The organism is Methanoregula sp., from assembly GCF_052325125.1.
In the GTDB taxonomy this organism is placed as follows: Archaea; Halobacteriota; Methanomicrobia; order Methanomicrobiales; family Methanospirillaceae; genus Methanoregula.
Window position 1 is genome coordinate 1 of sequence record NZ_JBKQWO010000048.1, and the last position, 24,639, is coordinate 24,639.

The 24,639-nt window shown below is 52.3% G+C and carries 24 protein-coding genes; 4 read left to right on the plus strand and 20 right to left on the minus strand.

What is annotated here, in order from left to right; all coding sequences use genetic code 11:
* Window positions 1–797 (minus strand): IS5 family transposase (locus ACLQMU_RS10495; protein ID WP_443673696.1); only part of this gene is annotated, 797 nt, incomplete at its 3' end.
* A 114-nt stretch (window positions 798–911) separates the two neighbouring features.
* Here ACLQMU_RS10495 and ACLQMU_RS10500 point away from each other — a divergent pair.
* Complete coding sequence (locus ACLQMU_RS10500) at window positions 912–1,589, plus strand: YIP1 family protein (RefSeq protein WP_422148248.1); 678 nt, start codon at window positions 912–914, stop codon at window positions 1,587–1,589.
* Between the two features lie 249 nt (window positions 1,590–1,838).
* Complete coding sequence (locus tag ACLQMU_RS10505) at window positions 1,839–2,450, plus strand: YIP1 family protein (RefSeq protein WP_422148247.1); 612 nt, start codon at window positions 1,839–1,841, stop codon at window positions 2,448–2,450.
* Window positions 2,451–2,658: 208 nt separating this feature from the next.
* On the opposite strand, the gene ACLQMU_RS10510 is transcribed toward ACLQMU_RS10505, so the two are convergent.
* Together ACLQMU_RS10510 and rqcH are read right to left on the minus strand one after the other, a co-directional pair.
* Window positions 2,659–3,684, minus strand: coding sequence for an mRNA surveillance protein pelota (locus tag ACLQMU_RS10510; RefSeq protein ID WP_422148246.1), 1,026 nt, complete (start codon window positions 3,682–3,684; stop codon window positions 2,659–2,661).
* Window positions 3,681–5,585, minus strand: a complete 1,905-nt coding sequence (rqcH, locus tag ACLQMU_RS10515; protein WP_422148245.1) for a ribosome rescue protein RqcH — start codon at window positions 5,583–5,585, stop codon at window positions 3,681–3,683. Before rqcH ends, ACLQMU_RS10510 begins: the two co-directional genes overlap by 4 nt.
* Window positions 5,586–5,647: 62 nt before the next feature.
* Between rqcH and ACLQMU_RS10520 the strand changes: the two genes are divergently transcribed.
* Complete coding sequence (locus ACLQMU_RS10520) at window positions 5,648–6,001, plus strand: EMC6-like membrane protein (RefSeq protein ID WP_422148244.1); 354 nt, start codon at window positions 5,648–5,650, stop codon at window positions 5,999–6,001.
* Window positions 6,002–6,020: 19 nt separating this feature from the next.
* Window positions 6,021–7,793: a ribosome biogenesis/translation initiation ATPase RLI gene (locus tag ACLQMU_RS10525; protein ID WP_422148243.1), complete on the plus strand. Its 1,773-nt coding sequence runs from the start codon at window positions 6,021–6,023 to the stop codon at window positions 7,791–7,793.
* A 66-nt stretch (window positions 7,794–7,859) separates the two neighbouring features.
* Here the strand turns inward: ACLQMU_RS10525 and ACLQMU_RS10530 are convergent, their stop codons facing one another.
* The 17 genes from ACLQMU_RS10530 to ACLQMU_RS10610 all read right to left on the minus strand — a co-directional run bounded on the left by ACLQMU_RS10530 (window position 7,860) and on the right by ACLQMU_RS10610 (window position 24,460).
* Window positions 7,860–9,119: a ligand-binding sensor domain-containing protein gene (locus ACLQMU_RS10530; RefSeq protein ID WP_443673697.1), complete on the minus strand. Its 1,260-nt coding sequence runs from the start codon at window positions 9,117–9,119 to the stop codon at window positions 7,860–7,862.
* Entirely contained in the window at window positions 9,067–9,558 is a 492-nt protein-coding gene (locus tag ACLQMU_RS10535; RefSeq protein ID WP_422148425.1) for a chemotaxis protein CheD, read from the minus strand. The genes ACLQMU_RS10530 and ACLQMU_RS10535 overlap by 53 nt, the downstream gene beginning before the upstream one ends.
* 16 nt (window positions 9,559–9,574) lie before the next feature.
* Window positions 9,575–10,186: a chemotaxis protein CheC gene (locus ACLQMU_RS10540; protein WP_422148424.1), complete on the minus strand. Its 612-nt coding sequence runs from the start codon at window positions 10,184–10,186 to the stop codon at window positions 9,575–9,577.
* A gap of 7 nt (window positions 10,187–10,193) precedes the next feature.
* Window positions 10,194–12,155 carry a chemotaxis protein CheA gene (locus ACLQMU_RS10545; RefSeq protein ID WP_424040472.1) on the minus strand — a complete coding sequence of 654 codons (1,962 nt, stop codon included), beginning with the start codon at window positions 12,153–12,155 and terminating at the stop codon, window positions 10,194–10,196.
* Complete coding sequence (cheB, locus tag ACLQMU_RS10550; RefSeq protein WP_424040470.1) at window positions 12,148–13,197, minus strand: chemotaxis-specific protein-glutamate methyltransferase CheB; 1,050 nt, start codon at window positions 13,195–13,197, stop codon at window positions 12,148–12,150. The genes ACLQMU_RS10545 and cheB overlap by 8 nt, the downstream gene beginning before the upstream one ends.
* A 5-nt stretch (window positions 13,198–13,202) precedes the next feature.
* On the minus strand, window positions 13,203–13,565 hold the full coding sequence (locus tag ACLQMU_RS10555; RefSeq protein ID WP_422150659.1) for a response regulator: 363 nt from the start codon (window positions 13,563–13,565) through the stop codon (window positions 13,203–13,205).
* 63 nt (window positions 13,566–13,628) lie between these two features.
* The gene (locus tag ACLQMU_RS10560) at window positions 13,629–14,438 is read right to left on the minus strand and encodes a CheF family chemotaxis protein (protein ID WP_422150658.1); all 810 of its coding nucleotides are present in this window, start codon (window positions 14,436–14,438) and stop codon (window positions 13,629–13,631) included.
* Between the two features lie 71 nt (window positions 14,439–14,509).
* Window positions 14,510–15,832, minus strand: a complete 1,323-nt coding sequence (locus ACLQMU_RS10565; protein WP_422150657.1) for a hypothetical protein — start codon at window positions 15,830–15,832, stop codon at window positions 14,510–14,512.
* Window position 15,833: 1 nt separating this feature from the next.
* Complete coding sequence (flaJ, locus tag ACLQMU_RS10570; RefSeq protein WP_422150656.1) at window positions 15,834–17,471, minus strand: archaellar assembly protein FlaJ; 1,638 nt, start codon at window positions 17,469–17,471, stop codon at window positions 15,834–15,836.
* A gap of 1 nt (window position 17,472) precedes the next feature.
* Window positions 17,473–19,341, minus strand: coding sequence for a type II/IV secretion system ATPase subunit (locus tag ACLQMU_RS10575; RefSeq protein ID WP_422150655.1), 1,869 nt, complete (start codon window positions 19,339–19,341; stop codon window positions 17,473–17,475).
* A 1-nt stretch (window position 19,342) separates the two neighbouring features.
* Window positions 19,343–20,077: an ATPase domain-containing protein gene (locus tag ACLQMU_RS10580; RefSeq protein ID WP_422150654.1), complete on the minus strand. Its 735-nt coding sequence runs from the start codon at window positions 20,075–20,077 to the stop codon at window positions 19,343–19,345.
* A gap of 14 nt (window positions 20,078–20,091) precedes the next feature.
* Window positions 20,092–20,574 (minus strand): hypothetical protein, encoded by a 483-nt coding sequence (locus ACLQMU_RS10585; RefSeq protein WP_424040023.1) that lies wholly within the window; start codon window positions 20,572–20,574, stop codon window positions 20,092–20,094.
* A gap of 11 nt (window positions 20,575–20,585) precedes the next feature.
* Complete coding sequence (locus ACLQMU_RS10590; RefSeq protein ID WP_424040022.1) at window positions 20,586–21,095, minus strand: flagellin; 510 nt, start codon at window positions 21,093–21,095, stop codon at window positions 20,586–20,588.
* A gap of 3 nt (window positions 21,096–21,098) precedes the next feature.
* Complete coding sequence (locus tag ACLQMU_RS10595) at window positions 21,099–21,998, minus strand: hypothetical protein (RefSeq protein ID WP_422148796.1); 900 nt, start codon at window positions 21,996–21,998, stop codon at window positions 21,099–21,101.
* 388 nt (window positions 21,999–22,386) lie between these two features.
* Complete coding sequence (locus ACLQMU_RS10600; RefSeq protein WP_424040020.1) at window positions 22,387–22,998, minus strand: archaellin/type IV pilin N-terminal domain-containing protein; 612 nt, start codon at window positions 22,996–22,998, stop codon at window positions 22,387–22,389.
* A 247-nt stretch (window positions 22,999–23,245) separates the two neighbouring features.
* Window positions 23,246–23,857 carry an archaellin/type IV pilin N-terminal domain-containing protein gene (locus ACLQMU_RS10605; RefSeq protein ID WP_422148794.1) on the minus strand — a complete coding sequence of 204 codons (612 nt, stop codon included), beginning with the start codon at window positions 23,855–23,857 and terminating at the stop codon, window positions 23,246–23,248.
* Between the two features lie 15 nt (window positions 23,858–23,872).
* Window positions 23,873–24,460 carry an archaellin/type IV pilin N-terminal domain-containing protein gene (locus tag ACLQMU_RS10610; protein WP_424040018.1) on the minus strand — a complete coding sequence of 196 codons (588 nt, stop codon included), beginning with the start codon at window positions 24,458–24,460 and terminating at the stop codon, window positions 23,873–23,875.
* Window positions 24,461–24,639: the final 179 nt, after the last annotated feature.

The following is a 24,639-nucleotide window of genomic DNA, read 5'->3' on the forward strand; positions in this document are numbered from 1 at the left end:
CTGAACTTTCTTTTCAGGACAGAGAATTTATTTTCCACGAGTTGTCTTCGAGGATAGATACAATCATTGAACTGACAAGCCATTTCCTGACGATAAGTACCGCCAATAATTTCGTTATTCCAGGAGCGGATAGGGATAACTGAATTGGCATGAAGGTCTTCCCGGATCAACCGGTGAATCGCTTCGGAATCATATCCCTTGTCCATAACGTAGCAATCAGACCTCCGGATTTTGTGACATTGTCGGAGTAATTTTACTGCATGTCGGGTATCGTGGACCCGGCTGTTGGAGGCAACGAATCCGGTGATTACCTGTTGTTCGGTATCAACCGAGATCGAAGTTTTGAGGAAATGTTTTCGGATCTTGCCGGTTCGTTCGGAGAAATAATGACTGCAGTACCCGCTCGTAAAGCCGGATGAATCGATTGCTGTTATGGGAATACTATCGTTGTTGGAGTAGAACAGGTTCAACGTCTTTCTGAAAGTGAACCGAAGATAGAGGGATTTTATCCGGCAGAGAAATTTTTGGAGAGTTGTGAAATGAGGTACGATAGACAGATCAAGTATCTCTTGAATTCGTTCCATGTCTCCGACATCTTCAATAAATTCCCGGTAGTGCTGGTTCCGGTAATCCTTGAAGAGGACAAGGACAAGAAGTTGATGTTGGGTAAACGTCTTCTTTGAATACTTGCAGGAATATGGCTTGAGATGTGTTGACTTCACTACTGATGTGGCTGCCTGGATAAACCTGATATTCCGGCTTGCCAATCTCTTAATTGTCTCCTTACATGACGACACATCATAGTAAGGAGACGCTGTACCTTAGATCTTTCGGTCGTCGGTACAACTCGTTTTTATTTAGGATTTCTACAGAGCATAAATTTTATTAAACATGGAGAATTCAGGTTATCTATGGCCTCTTATCTATTCGATCTCCTGATCAAGCCGGATGCATTTTTCCAGAAGAGGATGGCAGAGAAAGAGAACCTCGTCAAGCCGGCTCTCATCATTCTTGCCGGAGCCATTCTTGGCGCGGTGGCCGGTTACCTTACGAGCAGCCTGACTTCGAAGATGATGGGGTGGGCCGGGTTAGGAACCGGCTTTGCTGTCGCATTTTCTGTTATTGGCGCATTTATCGGCATCTTTGTTACATGGGCTATTGTGACGGGAATATTCTACGTGATCTCCCTCGTTTTTAACGGCAACGGTAGTTTCTTCCGGTGTCTTGGGGTGATAGGGTACGGGTTCCTTCCGCGGGTTATCGGGTCCCTTATTATTTTCGTCGTAACAATTGTGTACATTCCCCTGATTTCCGTACCTCAGATCGCTCCGGAATCGCTCAAAAACCCGCAGGCGATACTGGGCGCAACAAAAACGCTCATGAGCGATCCTACGATGATACAATTCTCCCGGATTACCATGGCAGTCTCCATTATTTTCCTGCTCTGGAGCGCATACTGCTGGATCTATGGCATGAAACACGCACGGCAGCTTACCCTGCGGAATGCGGCAATCTGCGTGGCAGTGCCGGTCATCCTCTACATCATCTATGTTGTCTGTGCGATGTTCCTGCTCTATACACTTTTCTAGGAATGAGAAGAACACCGCACTCTTTTTTGCCGTCATTTCCCGGGTTGCCTGCCGGAGAAACCGTAATTTCCCCCCTCAGGTACCCTCTTTCCCGGTCCGGGAGATGCACCAGCTTCGCAAAACACCTTTCCCGGCGTGCCGGGAAGACATGGATGGTTCAGATTGCCTGCCATCCCGTCCGGCAGCCTCAGGGAAATCAGGAAAACGCGAATAAATTTATTTAAATATCAGGCCGCTGTTGGTTCATGTATGTTTGACACTGTCATTGCCCGGGCAAAGGGGCTTCTTATGAATCCTGTCGGGACCTTCCAGGCCTCGCGGGACGACACGGCAAAAACCGTGTTCTCCTATTTCGGCGTGCTTCTCGTCTTTTACGCACTCCTGAGCGCCATTGTTACCGCCCTTACCGTTTCTGCGATGAGCGCTCTGGGGATGTACAGCGCGATGCTGCCTGCCCACGGGATGGGTTTTGCCGTGCTGATGCCGGTCCTCGTCTTTGTGATTGTGCTTATCTTCTGCACTATCTTCACGCTCGTTGCCGGCGCATGGATCCACCTCCTGGTCTGGATCCTTGGCGGGAAAAACGGCATCATGCAGACCATGAAAACGATCGTGTACGGGATGACCCCCTCGCTTGCGTTCGGGTGGATTCCCTTCATCGGTTTCCTCTTTGGGATCTGGTCGTTCATTCTCGATATCATCGGCGTCCGCGAGCTTGGCGGGCTCAGTACCGGTAAAGCAGCGCTCGCGATGATCATCGGGGTCGCAATACCGCTCATTATCCTGGTTTACCTGATCGTCGTCTTTTACCTGCCATTCCTGCACTCGGCAATGGCAACGACTCCGTGGGCCGGTTATTGAAACATTATTTTTTCGAGTCTTTTTTTTGCGAGCCGGCGTACGGCCGGGACAAGCCTGTTGCAGAGTGCGGGTCCGGAGGGTGCGGAGGGTAAGAGGGGAGAAGGGAGGGGGTACCCCCTCAAGGATCCTGCCCCACCACCCGGCCGGAGGATCCGTATGATGGGGGTTGATACCCCCATACCCCCACGAGCGATGAGTGCCCGCTACATCACCCTACTTTATACCTGAGCAGCGCCGCGATGCCCCCAAGCGCGTCCAGACGTTCCCCGGGTTCGAACTCTGTGGAGAGCACCACTATCTTTGCCTGCATCCTTTCGGCACTCTCGATTAAGGGCACTATTGTCTGGTCCCTGATCAGGGTATCGGCGAGCAATACTTCTTCCACGGCACCGTACTCGATCGCAGATTCCACCGGTTTTTTCCCGTAGGCGACAGCCCCGTCCTGTGCAATGCGGAGAAGCACCTCATCCATCAGTTTAACCTCGCGCGAGAGCTGGAGATCTCCCATCAGTTTCTCGAGCGTCCCGGAACCAATCACGTCCTGCACCGCACCGCGCCCGATCCTCCGGGTTTCAACGACAATCGCCTGCCCGGCAGGAGCGCTGTTTTTGTTTTTGGCATACCTGACGAAATCGTCCTTGATAAAACCGGGTCCTGCAATAATGAGCGGCCCGGATATCTCCGCAATGCATTTGAGCACGGCATCAAAAAAACCGGTCCGGGTATCAGTCTCCCCACCCTTACCGCTTCCCGCCGTAAGAGTGATCACACTCTCGGGGCCGTACTGCCGGAGCCGGAAGAGCTCCGCTTCACCCTCTTCGATGGTCAGGATATGGATGACCCCGAAGACCGAGGCTTTTACCGCCCGATCGATTCGCTCGAGATCGATGGGTCTCCACTGCCGGATAACGGAGATTTCATAACCGGTCTCGACGTTGATCGTGTGGTACGCACCACAGTCCACGCCGTGTTCGATGGTGCCGGCAACCCGGAGCCGTACCCCGTGCCCGGAGAACTCTACTTTTTCAACACGGATACCCAGTCTTACCGGCCGTTTTTCCACCTTTTCCGGTCGGATCTTGTCAGTGGCAGATTCCACGCTCCGGAACGTTGTTGCAAATGCGAGATCCCCCGGGAAGATTAAATGTTCGAGGTGCCAGAGGTCATCGATGCTCTCCGGCAGGAGCCGTATTTCGCCGGCGTTGTCCCTGAGGTCCCCCTGCTCCGCTTTCATGGCGTCCCCAAAATATCAGAACCGCCGGGCGGGACAAACGCCGCGACCGATTCGGTGTTCAGGACTCCTTTGAGCAGTTTTTCCTCATCGGGAGTTATGTTCTGCCTCAGGAGGCGCAGCACTTTCTTTGCCACATCGTTTGGCTCGTACTGGCCGGGCTTTAACTCTGCAAACGTCTTTGTCCGCGATTTGATCACCGCAGGTGGTCCGCCGATCACCGCAGCCTGCGGTTCCAGCACAAGACCGACACTCACCGCGAGAGGAATGTTGTGATAATAGGTACGCTCTCCGCGGACGATGAACGAACCCCGTGCGACAAACTCCCCGGACTCAGGAGTCTTGCTCACCTGGTTGGGCTGTGCGCTGTACACATCGGCGGAAAAATGCCCGCTCCGCCACGCCCCGGAATACGATGCGGCAAACTGCGCCACCTCTTCCATCTTCTCTGTTTTGCCTTTTACGATAACGACACTTGCGCCATGAACATCCGCGTGCACGAAGAGATCGCCGCCGGCCATGTACTTCTTGACCAGTTCCTCGTTCTGCGAGGCGTCCCGCCCTCCCAGCACGACGATGCCGTCACTGGTGACAAACCACCGGAACCGGTGGTACCAGAGTTTTTTCATCGGGACAATATCGTGCCGGATTATTTTTTTCTTCGGCCTGACGGTTTTCATTGCCGCGAGGGCGCCTTCTTTTTTCTTTTTGAATTTTTTTATGACATCGTAGTACCGGCCGGCATTCTGTTCGATACTCTCATGGACAAAGATCTTCACCTTTTTTCCGAGATCGAGATCTACTGCCGCGTCTTTGGGGTGGACGGCCACAATACGTTTTGCATCTGCCGAGGATGTATCCCTGATGTGGTGCTCGATCTCCTGCCATGAAAGGCGTTTACTTGCAGCATCAAGCGAGGAGATGACCTGCGCAACAAACGGGTAATTTTCGTAGATGGCCGCCACCATCTCTTCGGTCTTTTTGATTTTATCGTCAAATTTTTTTATTGCCGTTTCCTGGTACTTGTGAATCCGCTCTTCTTCGGAAAGTTTCGGTTTTGAAGCGACCCGGACTTTTTCTGCCCGGGTGGTCGGGTAGAACATTTCAAGCGCCTCGGAAAAACCGGAGAACCGGTTTGTGTCTTCCGGTGTACTTTTGGATCCTGCGGCAAGTGCGACCGGTTCGCAGCTTGCTGCAGAAAGTACCGGTTGGCCGGCATGCTCCACCTTATCAAAGAGTAACCGGATGGCATCAAACACCGGGCCGGGATCTGCTTTCGAAGCCGGCGTGGCTTTATCGATCCCGGCAGTCCGGCACACGTACTCAGCATAGGTTCCGCCGAGCATGCCGGCAATTGCAAGGGCACGCACGAGATCCCGGTCGTCACTGCCGAGAACTGCTGCAAGGTTATCGGGAGAGCCGGTCGGGTCGGTGCTGCTCAGTGTGTACACGGCATCGGGCACGATATCCCGGTCCTTGAACCGGTGGTGGCGGAGAGGTTTTATAATACGGTACGATTCGTCGGTAAGGATGACATTTCCCTCATCGAAAAGTTCGACGATGAGCCGGTACGTAAGATTGCCTTTCCCGATATCGAAAATGAGGATCCGTTCCAGGCCGTGCTGGCGGATAGCAAGGACTTTTCCACCGGAGATATATCTACGCAGGAGCATGGCAAACTGCGGAGGATTTTTCGGGGGTGGCGGGAAATTTTTCACCAGATGTGCCCGCCGCCCGGCTTCAATGAGCAGCTGGTACTTTGCATGATTTTCCCCGTTTATGCGGATCCCAAGCGTGCGGGTCTCGAACTGGTAGATCTTGTCGATCCAGAGCGGCAGTTTTGCGCAGAGCTCGTACGTTACCGCCCTTACGTCAATCCCGCTCATACCCTGTGCAGTCGCCATGGATTTATACCAAATTACATATGGCTTGCGCACTAAAAAATAAGACTACTGGGTGTAGCCGGATGACCGAAGATGTGCATGAAGAAGAACAGCCAGTTCTTTCCAGGAAAAAGAAGACCAGACTGGAAAAGCAGGCTGAACACATAGACCGGATAAAGAAGACGCTAATGGCCTGTATAATAGGCATCTTTGTCGGGATCGTATCGTACTACCTGCAGGTTACGGTAAAAAACGATATCGGGCTTCTCGCCTTCATGCTGATGCTTGCCGGGGTGGTCATCCAGCGGCACATCTTCATGCTCATGCATATCGACACCTCAAAACTGGGCGCAAAAGACTGGCTCTATCAGGGATTTATGACGTTTGCGTTCTGGTTCATGTCATGGACACTCCTGCTCTCGACCGTGTCGCACTGACCTGTTTTTGTGGATACCCATGAGAATAGCCATCGTCCATAAGGATCGCTGCCACGCGAAGAAGTGCGGGACCGAGTGCATCATCTACTGCCCCCGGGTACGCACCGGTGACGAAACGGTTGTTATCGGCGAGGATGGCAAGGCGATTATTTCAGAAGAGCTCTGTGTCGGCTGCGGAATCTGCATCAAGAAGTGCCCGTTTGAGGCCATAGACATTGTCAGCCTTCCCGAAGAACTCGAGCACCCCACCCACCGGTACGGGAAGAACGGGTTTGCACTCTACGGACTCCCCATTCCGGTACAGGGTAAGGTTACCGGGATCCTTGGCGCAAACGGTATCGGGAAAAGCACTGCGGTAAAAATCCTCTCCGGGCAGCTCCGGCCGAACCTTGGGAATTTTGATTCCGAGGTTGCCTGGGAAGAGATCCTAAAACGTTATGCCGGAACCGAGCTCTTCGATTACCTCCAGACCGTTTCAAAGAAGAGCAGGAAAATCGCGGTCAAGCCGCAGTATATTGATTTTATCCCCAAGGTGTTTACCGGAACGGTCCGCGATCTGCTCATGACCACCGATGAGCGGGGAGTACTTGCAAAGCTTGTCGCCGTGCTCAAACTTGAGGCAATCCTTGACCATGCGATCGGTACGCTGAGCGGGGGAGAACTCCAGCGGGTAGCGATTGCCGCCTGCCTCGCGAGGAACGCCGATCTCTATTTCCTTGATGAGATTACCCCCTTTCTGGACATCTACCAGCGCATTTCGGCAGCCAAACAGATCCGTGAACTGGCAACGGAACGCCCGGTCGTGATTGTCGAACACGATCTCGCCATCCTCGACATGCTGGCCGACACGGTGCACATAGGGTACGGCAAGCCGGCGGTCTTTGGGGTCATAACCCGGCCAAAAGGCGTCCGTGTCGGCATTAACCAGTATCTCGAAGGATATCTTGCAGAGGAGAACGTACGGTTCCGGGAGTCCCAGGTCATTTTCGAGAAACGGGCCCACGAGAAAGGCTCCAAACGTGAGGACCTGGTAGAAATTCCCGCCCTTGTCAAAAAGTACGATACATTCCGGCTCACGATCTCGGGAGGAACGATAAGGGCAGGAGAAGTACTTGGCGTTATCGGGGCAAACGGTATGGGGAAGAGCACCTTTGCCAAGGTGCTTGCCGGTGTGGAGAAACCTGATACCGGCACCATGGACACGACGCTCCGGATCTCGTACAAGCCGCAGTATATCAAACCGGAAACTTCGGATTCTGTCGAGATATATCTTCGTAAATGTACAGGAAAATTTGATACATCCTATTACCAGCACGAGATCCTTGAGCCACTCTCGCTTCAGGCCATTCTCCAGTCACCGGTCGATTCCCTGAGCGGGGGGGAACTCCAGCGGGTGGCAATAGCTGCATGCCTGTCACGGGACGCGGATCTCTATATCCTTGATGAGCCAAGTGCGCACCTCGACGTTGAACAGCGCGTGAAGGCGACCCGTCTCATCAAGCACCATGCAGAGGGAAAAAAAGTGGCAATTCTTGTCATTGATCATGACATATATCTCATTGACATGATCAGCGAACGGATACTCGTCTTTGAAGGAGAACCGGGCGTGGAAGGCACCGCGGCCGGCCCCTTTGCCATGCGGGACGGCATGAACCGGTTTTTAAAGGCGCTGGACGTCACATTCCGTCGGGACCAGACGGGCCGGCCCAGGATCAACAAACCCGACTCCTTCCTTGACCGGGAGCAAAAAAGCCGGGGCGAATATTACTACTACGCCGCAGATGACGAATAATTCCGCTCCCCCCTCATTATTGAAACGGTTTAGGGGGTTCACTTATTCAGGAATCCTTTATCCCAATTAGCGGGACGGCTGCAGGAACGGGAAGAGCCCGGAAAGGAATGCAAGGATCCGGTCAAGTGGCGACATGGCTGCCGGAGGGGGCATTTCGTCTGGTGTCGGCGCCTGTGAAATGTTCACCGGTACCGGGGTCGGAGAAGAAGTGGAGGTCACGGTCTCAATGGTGATGAGGGGCGTTGTTGACAGGTCCATAGTATAATAGCCGACATTATCCAGCGTGGAAAACCAGAGCCGGTTACCTGCATCGGCAAAGACTGTCCTGACGCGGTGTGAGCCGGTTCCGAATCCTTCAAAAGTACCCAGGTGGCGGGCGATCTGGCCGTTCTCCCAGACATAAATGCCATTATCAGTGGCTACGTACAGGGCCCCGTCTGATCCACCGGTCACATCGTCGATGGCATACGGTCCACCGCCAAAATCTCTTTCGGTCAGGAGCGTAGTAAACCCGGTGGTGGAATCGTAGTGTGCCACCTGCGTCGAATTGAAGAAGTACGCGCCCCCGAGCGGGTCACGTCGTACATGGCCGAGCAGGCCGAAAAGATCATGTTCATCTTCTATTTTATCGAAACAGACCGTATCGTCCGATGGTGTCACTTTCCAGAGGCCTTCGCCATCTGTCGCTATCAGGAGTGTATCGGTCGCACTGTCAAGTGCCATACTGTCAGCCTCATAGAAACCCGGTCCGTCATGAGAGAAGGGAGCAAACCATGTCCATGTCCCGTTATGGTACCGGTTCAGACCCGCATTCCCGGTTGCCACCCACATGTCATCATTCCAGCGCTGGAGATACCTGATCCGGAGGCTTTTGAAGAGTTGCTGGTCACCAATTACCTGGAAAACGTGCCCGTTATAGATCTGAACCCCGCTCCCGTACCCGATCCAGAGATTACCGGAGCTGTCGTACTCAAGAGCTGTAACATAGTTATTCATCAGGCCTTCGGAAACATTGTTCAGGTTTATATGCTGCGTACTCCAGATTCCATTATAGGTCGAAAGACCTAACGGCGTGGCCATAAGGACTTCCCCCTGCAGGCCGTTAATCATATCGTTTACCTGGGCGGAAGGGATGGAATCGGATGCCGGACGAAAAAGATGAATCGATCCCTGGTACTGCTGGCCGGAATAAGATATGGCGGTTTCCGTCACATTTTCTGCACACGCCGCAACCGGCATAAGGCAGACAAAAAGCAGGAGACAAAAAAACAATTCAGATTTCGTGTGCAGCGCCATCCGCGCTCCTGACAGTAACTTTGCCACCATCCACCGGATAGAATGCCACGGTCCTGCCGGCTTTTCCCCCGACGTCTTCCGCAGCAATCCGGATCTGGTTCTCTGCGAGAATGGCCCGAACTTTTTCTGCATTTCGCTCCCCGATGTTGAGATTGTTGCCAAAATATTCAAACATGCATGCCCCACCGGCCATTTTTACCACGAGCGATGACCTGTGGCAACCCATATCAGATAGTTTATTGAGCAGGAGAGGGACTGCGGTATCGGCATATTTGCCCGGCCGATCCGTGCGCCCGGAGCTTTCGGGCAGCATGATATGCACCATCGCCCCGATGTGGCGATCTTTACCATAGATGGTCAGTCCGATGCAGGAACCAAGGCCAATCGCCATCATGGGTTCGGAACCTATATGGTATTCACCAATGCCAATCATGACCGGCATTTTATTCTGTGAGAGGGGTTCAGACATTCCGGTTCCGGTAATTTCAGCTGGATTTCATCAGGTTTTCCAGACGTTCAACAAAGGTTTTGAGCGTGCTTGTCTCCGGCATCATAATAATGTCACTGTCAATCTTGTGTTCCTCGCAGACCAGTTCTGTGGAGAACAACAGAACTTCGTCTATTTCCTCCTGCATCTGCGCAATAAGTGACTGCATGGCGGCATGCGCCATATCGATGGTAAGCGCCGGGGGTGAGGGAAGCATGACGAAACCGAGGAGTTCTGCAGTGGCATCGAGAAATGCCGAAGCCATAATATTACCGACCTCTAAAAGAGCGCTTTCATCCATTTCGTTGAGCGGGCGGTCCGGGTCTGTCAGCCCCAGCATCGTATTGGTCATTTGTACTGCAGATTTCCGGGAGATATAGATGATAATGTACCCTCCGTGGGGAATCTCGCCCTGCAACTCGAAGACCACAAGCGCTGCCGATTCCTCCCCGATATAACTTGCGAGCTGGGCGATATCTATGGTCTTGATCCTGGGTACACTCATCTCGACCGTGCTTGAGAGCAGCTGTGACAGGGTGGTTGCAGCGTGAGCCGCACCGATGTTTCCCAGTTCCTGCATCGCATCCATCTGAACTGATGATAATTTCATGGTTTATTCATTCCTGCATCGTATTTACATCAAGAACCGGCACCACATCCCCATCACCGAGGATAGTAACCCCGCTTATCCCTTTCGTGGTTCCGATAAAAGTGCTCAACGGTTTTACAACTACTTCCTGCTGGCCTTCGACAGCATCGACAGGAATACAGCATTTCCGTTTATGGTACTGGACTACAATAAGAATCTCACACCGGTCCGAGCTCCCGACCATATCGTTAAGCCAGAGGATCTGGAGCACTTCATCCCTGATCATGGTCACTTCGCCGTTCCCGATACGGTGCATGCCATCCTTCTTGAAGTTTGCCACTTCAACGATACTGCTGATCGGGATTGCGAGGCGCTTATTGTGGATCCGGACAATCATCACATCGACGATTGCCATGGTAGGGGGAAGAAGAAGCTCAAATACACTTCCTTTACCGGGTGTCGTCTCTACTTTTATGGTACCTTTGAGCGATTCGATCGAACGCTTCACCACGTCGAGCCCTACCCCCCTCCCCGATATGTCCGTGATGGTATCCGCGGTGGAAAAGCCCGGCTGGAAAAGCAGGTCGATGGCCTGATCCGTGGTGAGCGTTGCAGCAACCTCTGCGGTGATCAGCCCTTTATCCACTGCTTTTTTCTTGACCTTGTCAACATTGATACCGGCACCATCATCAGTAAGTTTGATGATGACATTATCACGGTCCCGGTGTGCGGTGAGTTTTACGAGGCCTTTCTCGGGTTTCCCGGCTTTTTTTCGGATGTCGGGTGATTCGATACCATGATTCACGGCGTTTCTGATCAGGTGGAGCAGCGGATCATTGAGGCCGTCCATCACGCTCCGGTCAAGTTCTGTCTCCCCGCCTTCCATGATAAACTCGACTTCCTTATGGTCGTACTGGGCGACATCGCGGACAACCCGGGGAAGGCGGTTAAAAATATGGGAGAGCGGGATCATTCGGATGGTCATCATCAGATTCTGGAGCTCGGAGACCGACCGCTCCACCATGCTGATTGCCTCGTCCATCTCTTTTATCCTGTGCTCTTCCGCGATCTGCTTGAGCCGGCCCCGGTTAATTACCAGATCCTCGACGAGGTTCATAATATGATCGAGCTGGACAATATCCACCCGTAGGTTTTTTATCTCCCGGTTTTTATCCGGTGCCGCCGACTGCTTCCTGTCAGGTTCTGTTACCTTTTTTGCCAGACCGAGTTCTGTCGACAGGGGGGCAGCCGGTGGTTCCAGAGGCCGTACCTCTACGGATGCGATCTCGGTGCCCAGAGCGGCGGTCCTCAGTGCCTCTTCACCGGCATCGCTGGCAATCGTGAGATGTACCGTTCCGTCAAACTTCCCTTCATCAATCGCCTCCTTTGACGGCTGCAGCGACCGGATTGTGCCCAGCTCTTCCAGGTTCTGGATTGCTATGAGTGCCCGGACATCTTTCATCATGCAATCAGGGTCGACCACTATGGTCATTGCAAATTCCTGCCCGTTATCTGATGCGGGAGATTCTGCGCACGGGATCCCCTCCGGGACATTTATCTCTGTCTCCTGTCGCGCAGGATGCCCGGTTTTCTCCCCCCCGTTGGACCCCTGCTGAAGCCAGGTACGTAATGCCTGTACCTGCGTGTCGGGATTCTTAGAAGAGGAGTCACCGCCGGATTCGATGTCGTCCAGCATTTCTTCGATAAGATCGGTGCAGGCAAGAAGGATGTTTCCCAGTTCCTCAGACATCTCCGCACTGCCGTTCCGTATCAGCTGCAAAACGTCTTCCATCGTGTGGCAGAGACGTTCCATGTCCGCAAAACCCATGGATGCGGATGCACCTTTGAGCGTATGGATCGACCGGAAGATCTCGTCAATGGCGTCCTGATCGGTACCTTTTTCCAGAACCAGGAGGTTATTGACAAGATTTTCGTGATTTTCACGGGATTCGGCCACAAACAGCGACCGGTACTGCTCAAACTCAGACATGGGAAACCTCTGCCATCTTCATCACAATCCGCTCCACCTCATCCGGGATCTTTGCTAGCGGGAGCACCTTATCCACAGCGTTTTTCTGGATGGCAGATCGCGCCATGCCATAGACAAGGCAGTCCTTTTGATCACAGATAATACTCGTTCCACCGGCTTGTCTGATGGCTGCCGCCCCGGCCCCGGCATCGTTTCCCATCCCGCTCAAAATGATGGCAACGGTATTTTCCCCAAAGACCTGTGCCGCGGACTCAAAGGTCTTGTCCACAGCAGGCCGTACGCCGTGAACCGGCGGTGCATTGGAATGGATGATCCTTCCCGTCCGTTTCCTATCCGCAGTCAGCGCTGCACCTATCATGGTATGGACGCCGGCCTTGGAAATAAATACCGTACCTGTTTTGAGCATGTCCCCGTTCTCTGTTTCCTTCACCGGCATATGGGCTATGCGGTTGAAACGGGCTGCCAGCGGCGCGGTAAAACCAACCGGCATATGCTGGGTAATGATCACACAGGCCGGGAGATCTGCACGCAGTTTTGAGAGGAGTGCATCGAGCATCGGCGGTCCACCGGCGGATGACCCAATCAGGACCACCCGTTCAGCGCTCCCGTCTTTTTGCGAGAGAACGGGAATCTTTTCGTGGAGCTGGTGAGAGGTGGTGATGAGATGGCGTATCGTTGCTACAAGTTCATCCGCAATAAGCCGGAGCTGCGGGATATCCTTTGGCTTGAGCATGAAATCATCAGCGCCCAGACGGATTGCCTCGGTGGTCATCTCTGCACCTTCCGAGGTAAGCGAACTCAGCATGATGGTTTTTGGGCGCCACGCGGCGTTCTTAAGTTCACGCAGCACTTCAAGGCCATTCATCCGGGGCATCTCGATATCCAGCGTGATCAGGTCGGGCTTAAGGGTGCTGATCTTTTCCAGTGCTTCAATTCCGTTTGAAGCAGTTCCCACTATCTCAAGGGAGGGATCCTTTTGCAGCATGTCCCGGATGACCGTCCGCATAAAAACGGAGTCATCGACAATGAGAACTTTTGCCATGGCATCTAGGACGCGAGCACGTTCTTGACTTCTTCGAGAACCTTTGGTGCTTGGAATGGCTTGACGATATACCCTTTGGCCCCGGTTTTTATAGCCAGCTTGACCATCTGTTCCTGCCCGACGGCGGTGCACATGATCACACGGGCGGCAGGATCGATCTGCTTGATTGCTTTTAAGGCTTCAATCCCGTTCACCTTGGGCATGACCACATCCATTGTGACGAGATCAGGTTTCAGTTCCTTGTACTTTGCTATCGCTTCTTCACCGTTTGCAGCCTCTCCCGCAATGGCATGGCCTCCGGAAAAGAGTATATTTTTTAGAAGGGTTCTCATGAAGAGAGTATCATCCACGATCAGAATATTTCCCATGGAATATCAGAGAGAGTATTGGTATATCATGCTATAAATCAATAGTGGGAAAAAGCGGTAATGTTAGTTTGTTTGGGTTTTTGTGGCGTCGGAAATATAGCGCACTCCTTTGGTGGTCAGCTGAATTTCACGCCGCATCGTGATCACTTCCGCGATCCCGAGTTTTATGATCCGGTCATAGATTTCGTCAAGCTGCTTGTGGGGGATATTAAGCATATTTTCAATGGCGTGGGAATCCATCCCGGAATACACGAGCATTGCAACCTGCTGGCCAACGGCGTCCAGTTCGTTGCCTTTCATATCCATCCCCTTTGTGGCATCTTTAAGGAAATTTGCAAGTACCTGGAGCGTAGAAAGGGGGCAGAGTACGAGGCTTGATACAACTTCTCCGGACTCAACATGATCAATCCGGACGACATCAGTCGGTTTGCCCTGAACATCCCTTTTTGTCAGTTCGATTGCCGCAACATCCGAAAGAGGTACACAGATCTGTTTTGTTGCGCTTACAAACCAGATTCCGGTCTTTACTACTGCAATACTGCCTTTCTCCCATTGCGCATTCTTGGCCAGTACCCCGCCGCGGATCGCCGGCGACATAAAATACGCCATAAGACGGTAAGCATTACAGCTGGCAAGGATAAGCCGTTTTAATACGACGAGGACTTTTTCGATACTGGCGATCCGTATAACGGTATCAGGGTTTCCTTTGACCGTAATGATGAGGATGTTCTTTTTCTCCTCCAGATCAAAGATGGATTTGAAGAGGATTTCCTTATCAACCGGTGCGGGAAACGAGATCCGGTCTTCGCCGACTTGGGCTTTTATAACGCTCCATTTGCCGGCATGTTCGATTTTCAAGGGGATTTCTTTCATGGGAAACTCGCGAGGGGGGTTATCTTAGCTGCAGGGATTTTTCAGATATCGTGATTAGGTACTGCAAATGTTTATTTTATTCCCTGCGATGTAGGGATTTTCTTCGTTGCACCTTTGCTTGCGGTATTGAGCTGCCCGGACATCTCTGAAAGTTCTTTTTCGATATCTGCCGCCGGCGCTTTGAAATCCTTTAAGTCACGGAGCAGGCTGAGATCCCTCTCCTTTTTCACATGTTTTATATCGGAAGCAAGGGAGCTGAGCATATCCTCATCAGAGCCAGAGGCGGTACCTGCTGCAAATGCAGAGATTTCTGAATGATCCTCTTCGAGCTTGACGGTAAGAAGAGATCCCTGGCTGGACCACTTGGCGGTGTCTGACAATATATCTGACGGACTACCCTGGGCGCTGCTTTCCGGTCCACCGGCACGTGTTGCGGGCGCTGTAATAAGACCACCGGGTCCCGGAGCTGAATCCTCTGCCGAAAGGTCGGGAACCGGGGGGGCCGGTTCCAGCATCCCGCTTTCATCCCCCAGGTCGATATCGTCCAGATTTATACTATCCAGGTCTTCCAGTGTTCCATCGGCTGCATCTACACCGTCAAAACCACTAAGCTCATCAGATCCGTCATCTGCATTCGCTTTGAGGATCGCCTCGGCGTCAGCGGCAGTATCATCCGGCAGGTCGGGCATTTCCAGATCCATCATGGAAAGGCTGGAATCTGCTCCTTCGGGTCCAAGACCAGGTTGTGAATTTTCTGCTGGTTCCGGTTCATCCAGATCATCAAGCAACCCGGCTTCGAGTTCATCGCCGGAGAGTGCCAGAAACGGGTCGATCTCTGACCCGCTCTCTGTGTTCATTACTCCGGCGCCACCCTGCTTCGATCCAAACACTGTCGGCGCTTCTGTGACGGTTTCGGGCGCAGATCCCCGGTGGATTTTTTCTGTTATCGTATGTTCCAGCAGTTTGTTGATCTCCTCGGGTTTTTTGGCAGTTTTTTTGCGCCCTGCGAGGATCTTCCCGAATGATTTGGTGGATGATGCCAGTAACGAGAGGTGGTGGCGAATCCCGCCTGTTTTCTCCGCCGGTTTTGCAGGGGCGTTCTTCCCGGCCTTTTTCCCCCCGTCATCTTTTTGGGGAGATATTTTCTTACCGGAGAGATTTACAGAATCGGACCGTTTGGAGGATGATTGCTGTCGTATTTTTTTAAAGGACTGTATTGACAGGGCATTTTTAATCTCTGCGACCGTGATCGAACCGAGAAGTATCAGCAGGAGAAAGCCCACCGCCATGATCAGGGGAATCAGGTAGATAAGTGGAATATCTACAAAGATCAGGACAGAACCGGTTCCCACGATCACGGCAAAGAGAACCAGCCTATGGGTAGTTTCCTTCATGTTACACACCAGTCCCGGATACCCCGCCCCCCATATTCGTCAGCGCCTGCGCACTGAAGAAGAGACCAACCACCATTGGTGCCACCAGAAGAACAAATCCGGTCAGTGTGCAGAATATTGCCGCGTAGAAATAATACATGTATCGATCCCCCCCTCCCACGATTCGCGCTGCGATAATATTGGCTACAGTGAGAATGGTGAGCGTGATGATGACATAGGTTTGCATCGCAGCTGCCGGGAAGTTGGTAAAGAGGTTCATGCCACCGCCAAATATGCCCCCCATGGAAATCCCGGCGCTCTGGCCGCCCGATGCTGATGACATATTCTGCATCTGGTTCATCATGCTCGCCACCGATCCGGTGAGCACCAGAAGGATCTGGTACAGCGCGACAAAAATGCCAATCATGGCGATATGCATTGGTACCAGAAGTACGATAAAGCCTTTTGCAAGCATATCCTTCTTCTCCCGGAGCAGGGTCTGTTCGAGCATCGAAGAGCCCACGACAGTGCCGATAGGTTCCGGCGGTCCCCCGAGCGCAACGGTATCCCGGTAAATGTTAAGGTATTTATAAATAAGGTTACTCCCGGACTCCCCGATAAACTTGTCCCAGCACTGTTTCTCATCGAGTCCCAGGTTGAGCTTTGAATACACGGAATTTACCAGAGGTTCGAGAGCCGTGAGCGATTTCCGGTCGACGCTCCCCAGCGCATACACGGCAGTTGTTCCCTGTCCGCCCATCACCGCACCGAAGCTCCTTATAAACACGGAAAAGTCATTGTCCCGCAGGGTAATGTTGTGGTCGTCAATAAAACCGATGATGCCGAGCGGGGCCATCAGGATACCTACGAGTATAAAGATCAGGCTTGCCGAGATCCCGAGAAGCACAAGGATAACGATGATGGCAAGCGCGAGCGGGACGATGATCCTCTCCATGGCGTGAATCGTCTCCTGCTCCTTTGATGTGCGTTCAGTGAGCCCGTGGCTTTTGGGATCGTCAGGGACTGACGTATACATAAGGGTGATACCAAACACACAGATGGCAAGGATGATCGCATACGACATGTCAAAGGTCGACTGGAGATCCCCCGGGGAATAGATCACGACCGATATCATGATGATAATGGCAATAACCGTCCCTGAAAGGAGCATGGCGACATAGGCATCCCCCCATTTCTGCAGCATGGACATTCCCTGCTCCAGTTGGTTCCGGTAGACACTGCGGACCGTCGAGAGTTCATTGCTCAGGAAATCTTCATCCGGGACACCGGACTCGATGGAGTTTGCATACCTGTTCAGCATGCTCTTGAGAATCTCGTTCTGCGTCCGTTCGGCAACTATGGAGAGGCTTTCGGCGTAACTGAAATTCCATTTTTTTACGAACGTGTCCACTTTTCCGATATATTTTGACGAGATATACTCATGGCGGTTCGCCGCAAAGGAAAAAATTTCGGGCCGGGTCGCATTGGCAATGGCAAGCGATGCCATATACGTGGTCATGAAAAGAAGATCCGCCCCCATCTTCTTTTTTTCCGTGATACCGGCAAGTATCTCTTTAAGCCTTCCGATTTGCGAGGCAAACGGCAGCGATTTGGCCGGGGGGGTTTTCCGGGGTTCAGGCAGAACAGTCTCTTCAGGCATATTATGAACCGATGGTAAGGAGACCCTGTTTCTTGATCTTGGTAATCATATGGAAGAGATCCCAGAATTTCACGTACCCGGCCTTATGCAGGCGTTCGAGGATCTTTGCGCGTTTCTCCACTTCAAGGTAGATCTCCGACTTCCTGCTGTCCGGGATCCCGAGCATGGTCGCGATCTTGTTCTCAAGAAGAAACGAACTGCCTTTCCCGGACCACACGAAGGTATCAGTAACCGGTTCCCAGGTAAACATCTGGACAAATGTGAATCCCCCGGTCTCAGCATTGTACCCCACCAGTTCATTGCAGCTGATCATCCGGCGCACGGTCTGCCCGTCAGGTCGTTTGACCGCACTCTGGATAATGACCAAGTTGAGGTTGTCAACGTAGGTCTTCGGGATATTGATAGGATCCCCGCAGAGACGCTGGATAAGCTTCTCCACTGAAGCCGCATGGAAGGTGCTCATCACCGGGTGACCGGTCTGCATCGCACCAAACGCGACGCTTCCCTCAACGCCGCGGATCTCACCGACAAGGATCTGGTTGGGACGCTGACGCAAGGCAGCCTTGAGGAGATCGAACATGGTGACCCCGCCACCACCCGTGCCGTCCCCTTCCCCTTTGCCTTTTGCCAGGGCCACTTCGCGTATCCAGTTCCGGTGCGGCACGGTAAGCTCGGGGGTATCCTCGATAGTGATGATCTTATTCTCAGGGGGGATGAAGGTGGTGATGGCATTTAAAAGCGTGGTCTTGCCGCTTGCTGTTTCACCGCTCACAAACAGGGACATGCCGTATTCGATACAGATCCAAAGGTATGCGGCGGCGAGGTAATCGATACCGTTGCTCTCGACGATGTTGAGAACGGAGAGCGGGACTTCGTTGACTTTCCGGATGGAGAAGTTGCTGCCATGCTTGCTGATCTCGGTGCCGTAGACGATGTTGATACGGGAACCATCCGGAAGGGTGGCATCGACTATAGGGTTGCGGTAGGTGATCGGCCGTTTTATCCGTTCCGCGACTTTTATCACGAACTCGTCAAGTTCGCTTGATACCTTGAACTCGATCACGGATTTCAACCCCTTGAAGACCTTGTGCTCGATGAAGATCGGCCCTACACCGTCACATGAGATATCTTCGATATAAGGGTCGGAAAGGAACGGCTTGAGGACCCCCATATCGATTTTATCCCGGATAAGGAGATACTCGATAGCCTGGTACTCAACATGGGAAAGGATGATCTTACCGGCCGGGGTGATAGGAATATTCCTGCTCTTCTTACCGGACTTCATCTTATCCTGAGCGGTGAAATCCGTGTTGAGGAAGTTGACCAGTCTGGATGCCGCCCCCTGTTGTTTTTCCGTCCTTGTCAGGCTTGCGATATTCACGCCGACAGGTTTGATCACCGCAACGGAGGCCAGCATCTTTTTTATGACATCTGCCCGTTCCTTGTCGGTGGTTGGATCTGTGTCAAGGCCGTCGATGAGATCGATGAGTTTGGTCTCGATCACCGGCAGGAGCTCGCTGACGCTGTGCAGGAATGAGGGTTCGATGGGGATGTAGAAGTTCCTGACATCATCCGGGTCAGGCAGGATGTGGACAAAGGTAGTGTCGTTGACCGGGTAGATGATGTTGGGATTCTTCATGGACCGGACATCCTTGGTTAATTCCGATAAAAAAAGCGGGATGCCATACGTATTTACCGGGAACGTGTGGAGGTATTCGAGAAGATGCGGGCTGTTCTGGACATACTCCTTTGCATTTGCCGGGAGCATCTTGAACAATGCGTCCGATTCGAGATCTGCGTACAGATCGAGATCTGCATCGACCGGTTCGGGTTTGAACGGAAGGTTTACTGCGACCGAGAGGGAGCCCATGTCAGATCCTCGCAAAACTCATCGGGATTACTTTCATGCCATAGCCCGGATGAACCTCAAAGCTGACAAGGTTTCCGGTGGTCTTTCGCGCACCACGGACTTTGACAACTTCCATGACCATGACATATTTGTCGCCGACAAGAGCTTTTTTCATATTGAGGTGTGCATCACAGATGGAACGAATCCGTACAAGGGTATCTTCCTCAAAGGCGTAGGTATGGAGCGTGACAAGGATGGTCTTGCCGTGATCCACGAGCGACTTGCAGTTAGTAAAGAAGGTAAGGATGGTATCTGTCTGGGCATATTCAGTAAAAAGTGTCAGTGAGTCGACTATCGCAACCTGCGACTTGCTGTTCCTGATATGGGTAATCAACCGGGCCAGGATGCCTTCCATCTCCTCTTTTTTCCATTCAAAACCGACAACGTGAAGCGGGAAGACCTTGAGATATCCCCATGCATAATATTCGGAGATATCAAGGCTCATCGATTCCATCTGCTTGATAAAGCTCTTGCTGGTGTTTTCCGTAGTAAACAGATCGACGGACATTCCCTGTTTCAGTGCGCCCCAGACAATCTGCTGGGTGAGAACACTTTTGCCGGTATCGTTCTCGCCCTCGATAAGGGTGAGGGACCCTACCGGAAGGCCATCGGCAATCTTCTTGTCCAGTTCGCTGTTACCGGTCGAGATGATCTGCCGGTCCTCGCCCCCCATCAGGTCGGAAATATTAGCTGCCATGTTCCCGTACCGCCTCAGAGGAATTCCGATGCATAAACGCCGTTTCCTGTGGTGATCTGGAACCAGGACGGAGGCGTACCTGTCGATGTCGTGACCTGCAGGATATAGGATTCCCCGGGATCGAGCTCGTGGGAGTGGATAACCTCATTGCCATAAAAACTGATCGTCCATGTTCCGTAAACTCCACTACTATTGCTATAGGTATATAGCTGATAGTTCTTGGAACTATTGTCATAGGCAATGATATCCATATGCGTGAAGTCCGAGATGATCTCTGTTCCTGTGTTTTTTATCGTGCAGTTGAAACCTGACAGGCTGGGGGTCGCATCGGTAATGGTAAAATCGGTCCGTAATTGTATCTGCTCCTGCAGGGTGACGGATTTCTGGGCGGTTGTGACGATTTGGGCGGTGGATATGGTACTCCCGACCAGCAGGTATGCGACGATCACCAGAAGAAGCACCCCTATTGCGGCCCCGATAAGATCTGCGACTGCCATACCGGGTCACCCTAAGTGGAGGTCACACTTGCCGTGAACTGGTCCGATCTCCAGATCCCGTCGGGCAGGGTAAACTGGAAGTAATTCGGGCCGCCCGCCGTATTTAATAGTGAGGGCAATGCGTCAATCTCCAGGGTTTCACCGGGATCCCAGTAATTATTGCCGTTCAGATCACTCAGCGTATACGTCCATTGCCCGGGGTTCAGAGAACCAGAGGGGGATAAACTCAACCGGTTAAAATTCGTTGCATCACCACAGATGACATCAGATCGTTGGATATCAGAAACCGGTATCTGCACACTCCCGGTATTTTTCATCCAGATCTGGGCATCCCCGCTGTTGTTTACCACGGCCAGGACAACCTTAAAATCAGTCCGGATCTGCTGGTCCGACGCATGACCGGCGGAAGAAAACGTCCCGGCCATCTGGTAGACAACCGGGAATATAGCACTGATGAGTACACCGGCCGCTATCACTGCCGTAATCAGGAATATGGCGGTCGTGAAGGTATCTGCAGACATCGGTTATATCCTGTCCGGCAGGTTCATCCATTCTTCGTCTTTTCTCACATTCCGTGAAGGTTCCTGTTCTTTGACCGGTACTATCGCTGCCTCCGGTCTTTCTTTTGCCGGCAGTACCTGCTGGCGCTGTTCCATCATGACCTCAATCATGTCCCGGTCGAGTGAGGAATCATTGGGCGAGAGGATCCGGTTGAGTGCATACAGTTCGGATACAAATTCGTCCGGCCCGACCTCGTGCTCGTCTCCAAGGTTTGCCGGCATCAGCCGGGAGATCTCCTTGATCTCATCACAGGATTCCCGCGAAATATATCCCATGATCCGGTACGATTCGAGAATGATATCAAGCCGGTCATGCCCGAATTTACGAATGGCCCCGTTCGTCCACTTGAACAGTTTGTATACTTTCTGGAGCCGGAGTTTTTCATTGGCGAGCGCGTTCTGGCCGGCCTTATGGCCGTTTGCGGGGATCTGGGCCTTTAAGAGCGAGAGCATCTGCTCGTCCGTAATCCGTTTCTCATCAGAAATTGCAGGGGGCGGCATCTCCGGTTTTACTTTCGGCTCCGGTTTTTTGCTTTCTTTCTCAAGTTCGGCCTTTGCGGCGGCATCAGCGGCATCAAGTGTTGATTCACGTGCATCCAGAGCCGCTTCCTTTGCCTCCAGTGCGGCTTTTTTTGCATCGTGGGTGGAATCAGCAATCCCGCCGGCATCAGCGGTCCCTCCGGATGCTGCCAGGGTAAACGGGTTCTCCAGTTCGTTCATCCGTTCCCTGATGTCCATTAACAGGCGCTTGATGGAGGTTTTTATGAGGTCTACTTCCCGTTCGAGGTTCTGGAGCTTGACCTCGGGATCATCCTCAGAAGCCGCGGTGATGATGTGTTCGACCTGAGCCTGATTTACCGCCATAACATTCAATTATTATCCCGTTTTTCGTTAATATACTTTCCCCCGGGGACCCGGGGATTGGCAGGGATTTTTTCCTGTTTTGGAGTCCAGGAACCGGTTTTTTGCAAAAGTACAGGAAGTTACAGGGCGATGTACTGTGGTGATTCTGGCGCACCCGGAAATACCGGTACCGGTTACCCGCCATCCTGGTCCTCAAAAGAGGACCTTTCGAAAGATTACCGGGATATCGTAGAACTCACCTTAATCGTGGACGTATTTACAAAATTGCATTTTGGTACTATCCAGGCACGGGAATGCCATGTCGGTTGTGCCAGCGGAACGTTATACCCGTCCCGTGGTATCTCCGTGATACCGGTGATCTCAGGGCGGGCACATTCAATAAAAGGGATTAGTAGAGTGGCTGGACTGCGGTCAGGCCACCGGGGATCGTCCTCTGGATGGGGAGAACCGCTCCAACCGATGGCTGGAAATTAATCGAGAACTGCGTATTGGGAGTTGCCGATGACGGCAGTCCCACCATAAGAACCATCTGGGCGTCGTTGTCGAGCATGGCGCCCGTCGTTACGTTATTGATTTTCTGTCCTATGCACCAATAATTGCTGTGTGTGGTGAGGGTAGGACAGGTTCCGCTATCTGTCCCTATGCCCCCATAGCTCAGGTTTGCATCGTGGCCTCCGTTATTGTCAGTATATGATACCACCATCGCAGACAGATCGATGGGAGTGCCGCCTGCGGTGAGTGCAACGGTCACGTTGACATAGCTGATGGCGGTCGGGGCAATACCTGAATTTGCAATCCCATAGGTATTCCCGACCACCTGCATGCTTGAACTTGCCTGGCTGACGCCCGTATGGACGGTTGACTGTGCAGTCTGTGACGTGAAGAACCCGGCGCCAAGTACCACGTACGAGAACGATGCAGCAACAACAACAAATGCAATCAGTACAATCGCAGCCTCAAGGCCGGTAAAACCGTTTTCGCAGGTTGGAAGCAGATCCATCTGTTTCAACTCCTGTGCGTCAGATGCTTGTGAGGATGTGCCTCCTTTTAAAAGGACGCAATCTTATATAAAAATTTGCACAATCACATCCTCTTCACTCAGGCTGGCTAAAATGCTGTCCCGGGATTACCGCCTCCAAATCCAGTATGTCTCCTGTGAAGGAGGTTGTTATCCGGAAGTGCCCGTATAACTCCAAGCAAAGTACATATTCCTGAATTTAAGAGGGGCACATTAAAAAAAAAAAGATTTAGTAGAGTGGCTGAACCGCGGTCAGGCCACCGGGGATCGTCCTCTGGATGGGGAGGACTGCTCCGACTGACGGCTGGAAATTAATCGAGAACTGCGTATTGGGAGTTGCTGATGCCGGCAGTCCCACCATAAGAATCATCTGAGCATTGTTGTCGAGCATTCCGCCCGTCGTTATGTTATTGATTTTCTGTCCAATGCACCACGTACCGGATCCGGAGCCAACGCCAGGACAGGTTACTCCTGCATCTGTCCCTATGCCCTCATAGGTCATATTTGGCAGGTGACCTCCGTTGTTGTCCGTGTAGGAGACTACCATCGAAGACAGGTCGATGGGGGTGCCACCGGCAGTGAGTGCGACGGTCACGTTGACATAGCTAATGCCGGTTGGGGAAGTACCTGAATTTGCAACCCCGTAGGTATTCCCGACCTCCTGCAGACTTGAACTGGCCTGGCTGACGCCCGTATGGACAGTTGACTGTGCAGTCTGTGACGTGAAGAACCCGGCGCCAAGCACTACGTACGAGAATACGGCAGCCACGACGACGAATGCGATGAGTACAATCGCAGCCTCAAGGCCGGTGAATGCATTTTCTGAGTAAAGATTTCTCATTTTTTTCACCCTCCTTTAGTATACCTCATACCATGTACCTGACGTCATCCCTGCAGGCACTGTCCTCGCAATCGGGAGCGCTGCACCGATCGGTGGATTCACCTGGACGATAAACTGGGTATTGACACCCAGATCCGTTGCCCCGAACCCCGGTGAAACCGATACAAGAACCATCTCGCGGGGATTGAGCAGCCCGGCATGGGTGGTCTGGCCCGGATCTATCGGGGTATTCTGCTGGACCCACGAGTAAGTGACGCTCGAATTTGTGAAGGTCTCTACTTTTGTAGGCGTGGAAACCGTATACGTTACTTTACTCATGTCCACCGCATTACCGCCAGCAGCCAGCTGGAGGTAGAAGGTAATATTGCCAATTCCGCCATCACCATTACTATCGGCCTGGACACTAACCGGCCCGGATGGTTCCACTGCCGATGTTGCCTGGTTGACACCCGTGTGGACAGTCTGCTGTGCCTTCTGCGTCGTGAAGAACCCGGCGCCGAGCACCACATACGAGAACACCGCCGCAACGACAACGAATGCGATGAGCACAATCGCTGCCTCGAGACCGGTGAACCCTTCATCATTATGTTTACACGAACTCATGAATTCACCTTCTGTGAATTTAGTAGACACTAGTCGATACCAGCGTCTCTACTGTGTTAAAAGGTATTTATTGTATAAATAGTTTTATTAGAAATCTGAATCCCTTCAAGCAATTTTTTTGCAATTATTTTTAAAATTTGATGCGCGTACGGAAGAATAAGGCCAGGATTTATATTAAT

What these genes read in the sequence shown, in the direction of transcription:
- ACLQMU_RS10505 (WP_422148247.1), top strand. Translation starts at nt 1,839, where the DNA reads ATGTTTGACACTGTCATTGCCCGGGCAAAGGGGCTTCTTATGAATCCT.
- ACLQMU_RS10605 (WP_422148794.1), bottom strand. Translation starts at nt 23,857, where the DNA reads ATGAGAAATCTTTACTCAGAAAATGCATTCACCGGCCTTGAGGCTGCG.
- ACLQMU_RS10580 (WP_422150654.1), bottom strand. Translation starts at nt 20,077, where the DNA reads ATGGCAGCTAATATTTCCGACCTGATGGGGGGCGAGGACCGGCAGATC.
- ACLQMU_RS10590 (WP_424040022.1), bottom strand. Translation starts at nt 21,095, where the DNA reads ATGTCTGCAGATACCTTCACGACCGCCATATTCCTGATTACGGCAGTG.
- ACLQMU_RS10610 (WP_424040018.1), bottom strand. Translation starts at nt 24,460, where the DNA reads ATGAGTTCGTGTAAACATAATGATGAAGGGTTCACCGGTCTCGAGGCA.
- ACLQMU_RS10500 (WP_422148248.1), top strand. Translation starts at nt 912, where the DNA reads ATGGCCTCTTATCTATTCGATCTCCTGATCAAGCCGGATGCATTTTTC.
- ACLQMU_RS10540 (WP_422148424.1), bottom strand. Translation starts at nt 10,186, where the DNA reads ATGAAATTATCATCAGTTCAGATGGATGCGATGCAGGAACTGGGAAAC.
- ACLQMU_RS10575 (WP_422150655.1), bottom strand. Translation starts at nt 19,341, where the DNA reads ATGGGCTCCCTCTCGGTCGCAGTAAACCTTCCGTTCAAACCCGAACCG.
- ACLQMU_RS10565 (WP_422150657.1), bottom strand. Translation starts at nt 15,832, where the DNA reads ATGAAGGAAACTACCCATAGGCTGGTTCTCTTTGCCGTGATCGTGGGA.
- ACLQMU_RS10545 (WP_424040472.1), bottom strand. Translation starts at nt 12,155, where the DNA reads ATGTCTGAGTTTGAGCAGTACCGGTCGCTGTTTGTGGCCGAATCCCGT.
- ACLQMU_RS10525 (WP_422148243.1), top strand. Translation starts at nt 6,021, where the DNA reads ATGAGAATAGCCATCGTCCATAAGGATCGCTGCCACGCGAAGAAGTGC.
- ACLQMU_RS10585 (WP_424040023.1), bottom strand. Translation starts at nt 20,574, where the DNA reads ATGGCAGTCGCAGATCTTATCGGGGCCGCAATAGGGGTGCTTCTTCTG.
- ACLQMU_RS10520 (WP_422148244.1), top strand. Translation starts at nt 5,648, where the DNA reads ATGACCGAAGATGTGCATGAAGAAGAACAGCCAGTTCTTTCCAGGAAA.
- cheB (WP_424040470.1), bottom strand. Translation starts at nt 13,197, where the DNA reads ATGGCAAAAGTTCTCATTGTCGATGACTCCGTTTTTATGCGGACGGTC.
- ACLQMU_RS10600 (WP_424040020.1), bottom strand. Translation starts at nt 22,998, where the DNA reads ATGGATCTGCTTCCAACCTGCGAAAACGGTTTTACCGGCCTTGAGGCT.
- ACLQMU_RS10595 (WP_422148796.1), bottom strand. Translation starts at nt 21,998, where the DNA reads ATGGCGGTAAATCAGGCTCAGGTCGAACACATCATCACCGCGGCTTCT.
- ACLQMU_RS10535 (WP_422148425.1), bottom strand. Translation starts at nt 9,558, where the DNA reads ATGTCTGAACCCCTCTCACAGAATAAAATGCCGGTCATGATTGGCATT.
- ACLQMU_RS10530 (WP_443673697.1), bottom strand. Translation starts at nt 9,119, where the DNA reads ATGGTGGCAAAGTTACTGTCAGGAGCGCGGATGGCGCTGCACACGAAA.
- ACLQMU_RS10555 (WP_422150659.1), bottom strand. Translation starts at nt 13,565, where the DNA reads ATGGGAAATATTCTGATCGTGGATGATACTCTCTTCATGAGAACCCTT.
- rqcH (WP_422148245.1), bottom strand. Translation starts at nt 5,585, where the DNA reads ATGGCGACTGCACAGGGTATGAGCGGGATTGACGTAAGGGCGGTAACG.
- flaJ (WP_422150656.1), bottom strand. Translation starts at nt 17,471, where the DNA reads ATGCCTGAAGAGACTGTTCTGCCTGAACCCCGGAAAACCCCCCCGGCC.
- ACLQMU_RS10560 (WP_422150658.1), bottom strand. Translation starts at nt 14,438, where the DNA reads ATGAAAGAAATCCCCTTGAAAATCGAACATGCCGGCAAATGGAGCGTT.
- ACLQMU_RS10510 (WP_422148246.1), bottom strand. Translation starts at nt 3,684, where the DNA reads ATGAAAGCGGAGCAGGGGGACCTCAGGGACAACGCCGGCGAAATACGG.